Source organism: Gemmatimonadota bacterium (assembly GCA_016719105.1).
Classification (GTDB): Bacteria; Gemmatimonadota; Gemmatimonadetes; order Gemmatimonadales; family Gemmatimonadaceae; genus SCN-70-22.
The window spans coordinates 1-11,074 of sequence record JADKAQ010000027.1; the positions used below are offsets into that span (position 1 = coordinate 1).

Annotated in this window: 10 protein-coding genes; 4 read left to right on the forward strand and 6 right to left on the reverse strand. The window is 69.4% G+C overall.

Features of this window, described 5'->3' with window-relative positions; translation table 11 throughout:
- Nucleotides 1-41: 41 nt before the first annotated feature.
- The gene (gene cysA / locus IPN47_22145; GenBank protein ID MBK9410698.1) at nt 42-1,076 is read left to right on the forward strand and encodes a sulfate ABC transporter ATP-binding protein; all 1,035 of its coding nucleotides are present in this window, start codon (nt 42-44) and stop codon (nt 1,074-1,076) included.
- 160 nt (nt 1,077-1,236) lie between these two features.
- On the opposite strand, the gene IPN47_22150 is transcribed toward cysA, so the two are convergent.
- From IPN47_22150 to IPN47_22170, 5 genes are all read right to left on the reverse strand, one after another.
- Nucleotides 1,237-3,621: a TonB-dependent receptor gene (locus IPN47_22150; GenBank protein ID MBK9410699.1), complete on the reverse strand. Its 2,385-nt coding sequence runs from the start codon at nt 3,619-3,621 to the stop codon at nt 1,237-1,239.
- Nucleotides 3,622-3,840: 219 nt separating this feature from the next.
- Nucleotides 3,841-4,764: a hypothetical protein gene (locus IPN47_22155; GenBank protein MBK9410700.1), complete on the reverse strand. Its 924-nt coding sequence runs from the start codon at nt 4,762-4,764 to the stop codon at nt 3,841-3,843.
- A gap of 68 nt (nt 4,765-4,832) precedes the next feature.
- Nucleotides 4,833-6,683, reverse strand: coding sequence for a hypothetical protein (locus IPN47_22160; GenBank protein MBK9410701.1), 1,851 nt, complete (start codon nt 6,681-6,683; stop codon nt 4,833-4,835).
- A 29-nt stretch (nt 6,684-6,712) separates the two neighbouring features.
- Nucleotides 6,713-6,967, reverse strand: coding sequence for a hypothetical protein (locus tag IPN47_22165; protein MBK9410702.1), 255 nt, complete (start codon nt 6,965-6,967; stop codon nt 6,713-6,715).
- Nucleotides 6,952-7,728 (reverse strand): serine/threonine protein kinase, encoded by a 777-nt coding sequence (locus tag IPN47_22170; protein MBK9410703.1) that lies wholly within the window; start codon nt 7,726-7,728, stop codon nt 6,952-6,954. Before IPN47_22170 ends, IPN47_22165 begins: the two co-directional genes overlap by 16 nt.
- A 161-nt stretch (nt 7,729-7,889) precedes the next feature.
- On the opposite strand from IPN47_22170, the gene IPN47_22175 reads away from it, so the two are divergent.
- Complete coding sequence (locus tag IPN47_22175; protein MBK9410704.1) at nt 7,890-8,501, forward strand: DUF3052 family protein; 612 nt, start codon at nt 7,890-7,892, stop codon at nt 8,499-8,501.
- Between the two features lie 148 nt (nt 8,502-8,649).
- Nucleotides 8,650-8,829, forward strand: a complete 180-nt coding sequence (locus IPN47_22180) for a hypothetical protein (protein MBK9410705.1) — start codon at nt 8,650-8,652, stop codon at nt 8,827-8,829.
- Here the strand turns inward: IPN47_22180 and IPN47_22185 are convergent.
- On the reverse strand, nt 8,758-9,354 hold the full coding sequence (locus IPN47_22185; protein MBK9410706.1) for a prepilin-type N-terminal cleavage/methylation domain-containing protein: 597 nt from the start codon (nt 9,352-9,354) through the stop codon (nt 8,758-8,760). The genes IPN47_22180 and IPN47_22185 overlap by 72 nt on opposite strands.
- Before the next feature lie 224 nt (nt 9,355-9,578).
- On the opposite strand from IPN47_22185, the gene IPN47_22190 reads away from it, so the two are divergent.
- Nucleotides 9,579-10,745 (forward strand): TetR/AcrR family transcriptional regulator, encoded by a 1,167-nt coding sequence (locus IPN47_22190; GenBank protein MBK9410707.1) that lies wholly within the window; start codon nt 9,579-9,581, stop codon nt 10,743-10,745.
- The last annotated feature ends 329 nt before the right edge of the window (nt 10,746-11,074 follow it).

Sequence of the window (11,074 nt, forward strand, 5' to 3'; positions counted from 1 at the left end):
CTGTTGGCCATCGAACGATTCAAGGACCGGAGTCCCGACGCGTGAACGTCTCTGTCTCGCATGTCAGCAAGCGCTTCGGCGCCTACACCGCGCTCGACGACGTCTCCTTCGACGTGCGATCGGGGGAGCTAGTCGCGCTCCTCGGTCCGTCGGGGGGCGGGAAGAGCACCATCCTGCGCATCATCGCCGGGCTCGAACTGCCTGACGAGGGGTCGATCGTGCTCGGTGACGAGGTGGTCGACCGTCAGCATCCGCGCGAGCGTCGCGTCGGCTTCGTCTTCCAGCACTACGCGCTCTTTCGTCACATGTCGGTGGCGGACAACGTGGCGTTCGGGCTGGAGGCGCAGCACGCTCCCAAGGAGGAGGTGCACGCCCGCGTGCACGAGTTGTTGCACCTGGTGGGGCTCAGCGGGCTGGAAAAGCGACGTCCGTCGCAGCTCTCGGGAGGGCAGCGCCAGCGCGTGGCCCTCGCGCGTGCGCTCGCCCCCCATCCCAAGATCCTCCTGCTCGACGAGCCGTTCGCGGCCCTTGACGCCAAGGTGCGGGGCGACCTGCGGCGCTGGCTCCGCGAGCTGCACGAGGAGACCGGCGTGACGTCGCTCTTCGTGACGCACGACCAGGAGGAGGCGTTCGCGCTCGCCGATCGCGTGGTCGTGGTGAACAAGGGGCGCATCGACCAGGTCGGGAGCCCGCTCGACATCATGGACGACCCGGCGACCGAGTTCGTCGCCCGCTTCGTCGGCGAAGCCAACGTCCTCAGCGGGACGCCCAGTGGGGCCGGGGCACGCGTCGGCCCGCTCGACATCGCGCTCGATCGCTCGGCACCCGGGAACACCGTGCACGTGGTCGTGCGCTCCTACGACCTGAAGTTCTGGCGCGACGATGCCAACGGCGTGGCCACGGTTCGGCGCGTGCACGCGTTAGGCGACCGGGTCAAGGTCGAGGCCGCGCTCGACGGCGTGGGCCCCCTCTTCGCGCAGTTCCCGCGCCGCAGCTCGCTCCTCCATGGCATCGAACCCGGATGCCGCATCGCCGTGCAGATCACCAAGGCCCGCGCGTACCCGGCGACCGCCTGACCGCAGCGCACGCACGCCCCAGCTCGCACCGGGTAAGGTGAGGATGCGCGCGAGGGGACGCGGCCGAACGCGACCAGCACGCTGACGCATCGAGGGCCGCCCCGGCATCCCGGGACGGCCCTCGTGCGTCGTTGCGTCTGGCGGAGTTCCCGTCCGTTCGCTATCGCATCAAGGCCAGCGGCGCCGAGAGCCGGAGCGAGACGTTCCGTCCCTGCGCCAGCGCGAACCCCTTCTGCGTGTCGAGGAAGTCGCGGTACGGGGTGTCGAACAGGTTGGTCGCTTCGAGATGCACATCGAGCGCCTGCCCCCCGAGGGTGACACGTCCACCGACGCCCGCCTCGTACACCGAGTACGACGGGGTGGATGAGATGCCGTACCCCGCGGGATTGTCGTCGAATTCGGCGAACGGCTCGGTGCGTCCGGCGATTCGCTTGGCGCGGCTGTGGCGACCGCCGACGCGCGCGTAGGGAGCCTTCACGAAGGCGAACGGTCGCGGGGACCAGCGCAGCGACCCCCGCAGCTGGTCGGCCGGCATGAGCGGGAGCGCTTCGCCCGTGGTGAGGTTCTCGCTGCGCAACGCCATGACGCTCGCCTCGAGCACGACGCGCGGCAGGAGCTCGAGCTCGCCGCCCGCCTCGATGCCTCGGATGCGGGCATCCGTCTGCAGGTTCTTGTAGACGATGCGAGTCGTCCCGTTGACCACGCGCGTCCGTCCTGTGTTCTCCATGTAGATGTAGTCCTGCACCGCATTGCGATACACGGTGATCGTGCCGGTGGCGCGCGCCCCCTGGTAGCGCAGCGCGCTCTCCACGCTCAGCGACCGCTCCGGATCGAGCGTGGGATTCCCCTCCAGCCAGCCGAAGGCGGGGCGATTCTCGTCCGTGTACAGGTCCTGGATTGCGGGGGCGCGAAAGCCGCTGTTCACGCTCGTGGTCCAGGTCAGGCCGCTCGTCAGGCGCACGCCGGCGCCCAGCGAGCCGTTGAGCACCGAGAAGGTGCGGTCGAGGGCGGCGGCGCGCTGGGCCTCCGGCAGTGCCCGTACCAGCGTGCCGATTCGCGCCTCCTGCTGGCGCGTGTCGTAGCGCGCGCCAGCCGAGAGCGTCACGCGTGGCAGACGATACTCCTCGAAGGCGAAGGCGGCGACGTTGTCGATGCGCGACGACGGCTCGATGCGTGACATGCGGGTGACGCCGCGCTGGTGCTGGTACTCCACGCCCACCTTGCCGGCGATCCCCCGCACGGCCGCGTGCTCGGTCTCGACCCGCGCCGTGGTCACGGTGCGCGAGAGGTCCTGGTCCCAGGTCGCGGTGGCGCGCGCCTCCTCGAAGGTCTTCGCGGCGCTCGCGGCGCGCTGGATGCGCAGCAGCTGGCGGGTGATCGACGGCTTCACCACCAGCGGACCGCGCAGGAAGGTCCCGCGCAGACGCAGCTCGTGGTTGTTCATGCCGACGCCCGCGGGCTTGCCGTTGGCGTTGGCGAAGTTGTTGTAGCCGGTGAAGCCGTCATACAGCAATTGCAGCTGTCCCCAGTCACCGGCCGTCCCGAGCTGGCCGTACTGGGAGCGCTGGTCGTAGTTGGTGTAGGCGAGCTCTCCGGTGACCAGCGGGTCGCCCTTCTGCCTGGTGACCGCGTACGGGAGGGCATCGGCGGTGCGGAAGTTGTCGGCGACGCGGCGGCTGACGCCGGCCCTGAAGCCGAGTCCCCCCGCCATGGCGCCGTTGATCTCGCCGTTGCCGTATCGCTCCCGATTGTTGGAGAAGTACTGCGTCTCGACGAGCCCATCGAGTCGTGCGCCTCCCGCTTCGGCACGAGGGAGCGCCTTCGGGAGGAAGTTGATGGCGCCTCCCATGGCGCTCGACCCATACAGCACGCTCGCCGGCCCGCGAATGACCTCGATGCGATCCACCGAACCGAAGGCGATCGGAGGCGTCCAGCGGCTCGTCCCCTGGAAGCTCTCGATGGCCACGCCGTCGCGGGTGAGGCGCACCTGTCCCTGGCTCATGCCGCGCAGCACCGGGTTTCCTGCCATCGGTCCCGTCGTGATCGTCGCTACGCCGGGAACGCGCTCGAGCGTCTTGCCGAGCGACGCCGTCGTGACCGCCTTGAGCTTGTCGGGATCGATGGCGGCCACGTCGAGCGGAGTCGTGGGATCGCTGGCGGTGGCCGCGCCCGTCACCACCACCGGGACCAACGTCACCGTCGCGGGGGTGAGCGTGATGTCGAGCCGCTCCTCCTGGCCTGGCCTAAGCACCACCTGCCGCGAGATTGGTTGGTGCCCGATCGCGCGCACCGTCACCACGACGGTGGTAGCGGGGAGCCCGATGAAGCGAAACTCGCCCCTGCTGTCTGAGACGATGGTTCGCTCGAGGACCGGGAGCGAGACGTAGGCGTCGGGGTGCGGGACGCCGTGTTCATCACGGATCATCCCCGTCAGCGACGCCCGCGCGCCGACGATCGCGCGTCCCGCGACCGGTTGCTGTCCTTGCACGATGGGGGCGTGGAGCACGGTGCCACCAAAGACGATGCCGAGCAGGATCGTGCGCATGTTGCTGTCTCCCTGTAGTCCGCGATGGATGCGGTAGGTCAGGGGGCATTGCGCGTGCCTCGCCGTCGCGCCTCGGCAAGTAGTTGCGGCACAACGCCTTCGGCAAAACGCTGCGGTGCGTGTCCAACAGAGCGCCGTGCCCTATGCGGGGAGTGCCGCGCGCACCAGTGACGGGGCCTTGAAATGCGACGGCGGCCCTTGGCCTCGTGATCGCCGGTGTCAGCCCGGCGAACCCCGTGGCGGCGTGACGGAGCGCGGCGTGAACGAGATCGGAGTATGCCGCCCCGCCACCAGCTGACGGATCGCCGCGGCGAGCCGACGCGGCGCCGAAGGGTGGAAGGCCAGGAAGAGGTCGGGCTCGACCATCTCCAGCTCCATGAGCATCAACTCGCCGTCGACCTCGCACGCGTCCACACGCGCGTAGAGCCACTGTCCTGGGAGGTGCGCCAGCACGTCCTCCGCCTGCGCCACCAGCCCGGCGCGCGGCGCCTCGGCCATCACGCTCCCGCCAAAGTCCGACTGCACGCGGAACTCGCCGGCGCGAGGGCGCTTCTTCACGGCGTGACTGTACTGCCCGCTGAAGTAGATGAGCGACCACTCCCCATCGTCGAGAATGGCGGGGACAAAGGGCTGTACGATCGTATCGCGGGCGGCGACCAGCGCCGCGAAGTCGGCTTCGTGCGCCGCGTGCTCTCCGGCGCGGGCGCGCGCGGTCCGAAACCCCGACGCGGAGACGCACGGCTTGTAGACCACGTCGGTCCATCCGGTGTCGCCCAGGACCTCGGCGAGCGTCGCCGGATCACCGCGCTCGATTGCCACGGTGGGAACGGTCGATACCCCGCGAACCGCGAGGTCGAGCAGGTATCGCTTGTCCATGTTCCACCGCAGGACCCCGGCCGGATTCCAGAGCGGAATCCCGAGGCGCTCGATGTGCGCGAGCCAGGCCTCGAAGTCGTCCGGACGGAGATGATAGTCCCACGCGGACCGGACGACGATGCCGTCGTATCGCGACCAGTCCACCAGCGGTGAGTCCCACACCGCACTCTCCACGGCCACGCCATGCTGCCGGAGCTCGGTCACGGCGAGACGGTCGTCTTCGCTGAGTTGGGGGAGGGCGCGATACGTGACGAAGGCGATGCGCATTCGGCGTGGGCGAAACGATGACGGGTCGAGGTAGGGTGGTGGCGGTGCGGACGTCAGCTGCGCGGACGTCAGCTGCGCGACGGATCGCTGCTGAGTCGCGTCGATCCGCGCCGCGCTTCGCTCACGTACGGTTGCAGCGCCGCATCGGCATGACGCCACGCGTTGGCCACATAGAGATACGCGTCGATGGCCTTGGGGCGAACCCCCAGCCGTTCGTTCACGCGAGCGCGCTCGAGCATCCACAGGATCCGCAGCGCGGGCCACGCCAGAAAGTCCTGGTCGAGGATGGCGGCGGCTTCTCTGTCACGCTTCGTGGCCGACAGGAGGAAGGCGAGCGGAAGACGCGCTTCCCAGCACCACCCCGCGCACGCGGAGTCGGCGAAGGTGAGCGCGACGATGGCGGTGCTGGTGTCGCCACGTGCCAAGGCGCGCAGTCCCGGGATCAGCGGCGAGGGGAAGCCCGGGATCCTGCCGGCCGCCGCCAGCTGCATGGCGCGTTCGAGGCGCACGCCGTCGCCGCTCAGCGACCAATAGACCGAGGCGGCGGCAATCCGACCCGGCGGGCGCGGGTCGTCGAGCCATCCATCGAAGATTCGTGCGGCGCTGTCGGGGCGCACGGCGCGCAACAGCGTCGCCTCGAGTAGCGCGATGGCCTGCGTCGAGTCGGCCAGCGCCAGCGCCTGTGCCACATGACCGCGCAGCAACAGCGTGGAGGCGTAGGCCGTGCGCGCCTCGCGTGCCAGGTTGGCGGGGGCACGACCGGCACGAGATGCCTCGTACAGCGAGCGCGACATGGATACCTGCGTTTCGGCCGAGTCCATGAGCGGGACGAGCACGGAGAAGGCCGACTGCAGGACCTCGGCGCCGGCGCTCGCGACGACGGAGTCACCGGCGGCAGACGGCCGTGCGCGTGAGTCCATGAGTTGCTGCACGAGGCGCACGCTGCGCCCATGCACGTCGTGCGGACCGAGGGCGAGGTACGCGAGTGCCGACCGGCGCATGGTCGCCACGTCCTGGTCGTGCGCGGCGAGTTCGAGGTGGTGGATGTAGGCCGGGGCGAAGGCCGTGTCGAGGGCGATGGCGCGCTCGAAGGCGTCGCGGGCCGTTCGCATCGTGCTCTGCGAGGGAAAGACGAAGCGGGTGAAGTGATAGTGCACGTCGCCGAACTTGAACCACATCTCCGGGTCGTCGGGAAAGCGGCGCACCCCGTCGTCGAGGAGTGCGGTGACGCGGCGCACCAGGGCGGTGCGGGGGGGCATGGATTGCCGGGGATCCGACAGTTGCAACGCGGCGAAGATCGAGTCGGCGGCGACGAGGAGCGACTCGCGAGGGGCGAGCCCCCGATTAAGCGCCCCGGCCTGCAGGGCGTAGCGGTACCCCTCGTTGGAGAGTTCGAGCTGCGGCGTCAGGCGCCAGCCGAGCGCGTTGCTGAGGTGGCGGAGGGCGGGGGCGAAGGTGGAGTCGAGGGCGACGGCTCGCTGGTAGTGGGAGGCGGCCGAGTCCCAGTCGCTGCGCCGGTAGGACTGCTCCCCCTGGAGGTAGGCCTTGAGGGCGGGGAGCGAGGACGAGCCTAACGATGCGAGGCGAGTGGCCCCGATGGCGCGCGTGCGCCCGAGCTCGCGCAGGATGGCCATCGAGAGCGAGTCGGCGAGGCGATCCATGCGCGCCGTCTCATCACGCCACTGCACGTCGGTCGCGCGTCCGGTCGCCGTTTCGACGATCGTCGCGGTCACCCGCACCGAGTCGCGCCCCGAGGCGATCAGGCTCCCGTAGATGGTAATGCCGGCGCGTGTGCGCTCGGCGAGCTGGCGGGCGCCGGTGCGGTCCATGCGCGCGGGGGCACGGCGCAGCACCACCGAGGGCGGGACGACACGCAGCGGCCCCGCGCCATCGAGGTTGCTGGTGAGGAGGTCGACCAACCCCTCGCGCCAGACGCCGAGGTCGGTGCCTAACGCCTCGAACGGGGCGATGGCGACCAGGTTGGCGTTGGGGGCCTCGGGGCGCTCTCTCGGCGCAGGAAGGCGACGCCGGCCAGCGTCGCGAGGGTGGCGACGCCAAGGGACGAGTGCGAGCCGGCGCCGGGCGGGCAGGCGCCGCCGCGCGCCCCGACAGGGGAAGTCGCCAGTGCGTCGCCGAAGGCGCCGGCCCCCTGGAACCGATCGGCGGGGCGCTTGGCCAGCGCCTTGCCTAACGCGTCCGCCACGCCTCGCGGCGTGTCGGCGCGGAGCCCCGCACCGGCTTTGGCGGCGCGTTGAGGGGCGCCGACGTGACCGCCCCCGGTGAGTCACCCGTGAACGGCGGGGCGCCCGTGAGCATCTCGTAGCCGATGATCGCCAGCGAGTAGAGGTCCGAGCGCCCGTCGATGTCGGCGTCGCCTGCGGCCTGTTCCGGCGACATGTAGCCGGGGGTCCCGACGGCGATCCCTCCCTCCGTCAGGCGCGCGTCGTCCCCGCCTGGTGGAGGGGTTGCGGGGCGCGCCAGCACCGCCGAGATCCCGAAGTCGGCAAGGACGGCGTGTCCATCCGAGAGCAGGACGTTCTCGGGCTTGAGGTCGCGGTGCACGATCCCCTTCTCGTGCGCGAAGGCCAGGGCGCTCCCCAACTCGGTGAGGATGCGCACGGCGTCTTCGACCTGGAGCCGTCCCTCGCGCCGCAGGCGGTGCCGCAACGACTCCTCGATGTAGGGCGTGATGAAGTAGAGGAGCCCCCCATTGGTCCCGGTGGAGAGGACGGGGAGGATGTGCCGGGTGCTGCCGAGGACGGCCGTCACCTGGAACTCGCGCCGGAATCGGGCGGCGAGCACATCGCTCGTGAGCTCGGGGGCCAGCAGCTTGATGACGACGGAACGGCCGAGGGCGACTTCCGTCGCGAGGTAGACGCGACTCATGCCGCCGCCGCCGAGCTCGCGCTCGACGCGGTATCCGCTTCCGACGGCAGCCTGGACGCGCTCCTGCAGCTCGCTCACGGGGGGGAGGGAGGGTGGCGGACGACGCGGAAGCTAACCGGCGGCCCCGACCCTGCTATGCCGAAGCGGGGAAGAGGTTCCGGAAGCGGTACCCGAGCACCATGATTCCCGTCGTCCTGTCGTCGTTGTGTCGTCGTCCCGTCTCTCCTTCGTCCCCGGCAATGGGTCTAGAGACCAACTGCACCCTCGAACGCGCCCGGCGAAAACTCGTGGGCAAGGCGCTCCTGGAGAGTGACCACATCGCGTTCCGTGGCAAGACGAAGAACGCGAAGTTCCTCCTCTCCGAGTTGTCGCGCGTGGAGATCCAGGGCAACGCGCTCGTCCTGGAGCACCCGGAAGGGCCGGCCTTCTTGCATCTGGCAGAAGGGATGGCCGCGAAGTGGCTGGCCAAGATTCGGAATCCCCGGTCGCTGCTCGACAAGCTGGGGGTCTCGGAAGGGATGAAGGTCGTCATCAACGTGGACGACGCGGACTTCCTCGCGCAGCTCGAACGCCGCATTGGTTCGTACGCGACCCGAGCGACCCCGAAGAGTGACATGATCGTGTACGGTGCCGAGAACCAGACCGCGCTGGAGCGCCTCGAAGCCCTGAAGGGGACGCTTGTCCCCAACGGCGCCATCTGGGTCGTGCACCGGAAGGGGAAGGAGGCGACGCTACGTGACGTCGAGGTGTTCGCGGCCGGACGCCGCGCCGGACTGGTCGACAACAAGGTCGCGTCGTTTTCGGCGACGCACACCGCCGAGCGTCTCGTGATTCCGCGCGCCGAACGTTAGGCACCGCCCCACTCGCGTGATACGAAGAACGCCGCGCCCGTGATCGAGCGCGGCGTTCGTGTAGGAAGGGCCGTCCGCCAGGCGGTGGACTACGGCGTGATTAGCGCTCCCGTGCCCGGCGGCGAGTCCCGTGGCGGCGCCGCAGCTGATGTCGCCTGAAGGCGTTCCGGCCGCGGTGACCCGCCCGACCGACATGGTGCACTGCGTCCCGGTGAGCTTCACGTGGAGCGCCGTCGCGTCGAAGCCGGCGAACGGGTCACTCGCGGTGATGGTGATGCGCACGTCGCTCGTCGCGCGCCAGTCGAGCTGCGTCGGGTCCGTCGTATAAGTGGTTCTCCGCCAGAACCCTCCTCGGCGATCCCTGAGCTCGGCGAGGTCGGCCTTGAGGGCCGCCGTGAAGGCCTTGCCCGCGCATGGAGTGGTACTTGGGACGGCGACCGCGGTGGAGGACGCTGAAGACAGCCATCGCGACGAGGATCTCGGCGAAGGTGAATCCAGTTCTGCGGGTCACGATGCGCTCCGACGGGGACGATTCGAGGTGGAACCGATGCCCGCTGGAAAAGCAGGAGCGGTGCCACAGGTGATCCAACACACAGTTTCGGCTCATTTCGCCGGAACACGAGGCCGGGCTTTCGGGAGCCGTTCCGTCCGACAGTCGGTCCAGTTGCACATGAAGAACTTTCCCAAGCGCCTTGGCAGTATTGAGTTGCGGTAAACGCAGCAAACGAATGTTTCGGTTCTGGCGACCTGCACACCGCGTTGAAGAATCCGGGTGGCAGGACGGCTGGGACCGACCGCCCTGGGCGCGCGCGGCCCGCGTGGCGGGCGTTACGACACCGCCACGAATCGTCACGCCTGTCGTGCCGACTCCGCAATGGAATCGCTTCCCACGGAGGCCTCGGCGGCCCCCGCTGCGGGCCCCGGTGAGTCGTTCGACCGATGCGCGGTCTGCCCGGACCGATGAGAGTTCGACGCGCGGGATGTCCAACTTCGCTGAAACTCGCCTCCGAGGTCGTTCGTTAGATGCAAGTACTTGCTTGCGTGCCGGGACATCCCGGCAATTCATTTCCAGGATCTATGGACAACCGAGACAAACTCCTGCTCGCGGCGAGTCGGATCTATGCCGAAGTCGGCTTTCGCGGCGCGACGACGCGCCGCATCGCCGATGAGGCCGGGGTGAACGAGGTCACCCTCTTTCGCCTGTTCGGCTCCAAGGCCCAGCTCATCGCAGAGGCGATCTCCTGCCAGGACCCGATGGGGACGGTCTCCCTGCCGGAGCACCCCGTCGATCCGCTCCGTGAGTTGGCCGCATGGTGCGATGGACATACGGTGGTCCTGCGCGAGATGCGGGCGATGATCCGAAAACGATGGCCGATCTGGAGGAGCACCCCGAAATGGCGCCGCACCTCTGCAACGGCCAGACACCGCACTTCAACGAGTTGGTCTGCTACTCCACGCGAGTCGTGGCGCAATTCTCACGGCCTAGGTGGCGGCGACGTCGTCACCGCGTGCCCGATGCCTTCAGCGCGATCTTCGCCGACGCGATGTCGCGCGATGTCTCCCCCACCATCTACCCTCAGCCCGCGAACACGAGGCGTCCACGCGATACGTCCGCGTCTTCCTTCGCGCTCTCGGCGTTCTGAGTCAAACGCACCTCCTTGCCCGCGCCGCGGTGTCGCACGACCGACAGCGAGGCGGCCTGAGGACAACCGATTCCCTCCTTTACGCTCTCTTCTACAGAAGTCCGTGCACCAGGTCTCTCGACGGCGCCGGCGGTGGCGATTCTACGGCCCTGCCGGATTCACGCGCAGGGGCCTCGATCCTCTCGCTCGAGGATGCGTTGCGGCTGTCGCAGACTGCAGAGCGAAGCGCTGCCAGCATCGCGCAGGCTGGCGTCACGCGCGCGCAAGGACAGCAGATGCGGGCGCGCTCCCAGTACCTGCCGCAGGTGAATGGCACGGCGGGGACACCCGTACGCTCGCCACGCAGTTCTCCGGTCTTCCAGTCCAGCGGCCCAACGGCACAGCCTGGGCCGAGAGTCCCTCGGTCCCACCGCGTCGGACACCACGACCTATTTCCAGCCCTGTACACCGCCACCTCGCGACCGCGGGGGCCACGGAGGCGCAGCGCCTGTCCGGGCTGAGCTATACTCGCGATGCGCCTCGAGCGGCGGAGGGGATCGACTTCTCGCGCGGGCTTGGCGCCAAGAACCAATACCAGCTCGCGGCGAACGGTTTCCGCTGACGCTCTGGTCGGCCGGGCGCGTGCAGGCGGAGGTGCGCTCGGCGGCGGCTGGCCGTCGCTCGGCGGAGATCGAGCTCGGCTCGCAGCGCGCCAAGCTCACCCTCGATGTGACCGAGGCGTACTACGACCGCGGTGCTGGCCGACCGCCTGGTGGCGATCGCCGAGTCGTCGTTGGCGACGACCGAGGGACGCTGCGGCAGACCACACCTGGCGCGTCAGGTCGGGGAACCAGTCGGAGTTCGAGCCGCTGCGGGCGCGGGTCGCGCGACAACCAGGTGCCCGTGGTGCTGCAGCGCCGCACGGATCGCGAGCTGCGTTCCTGCGGCTCA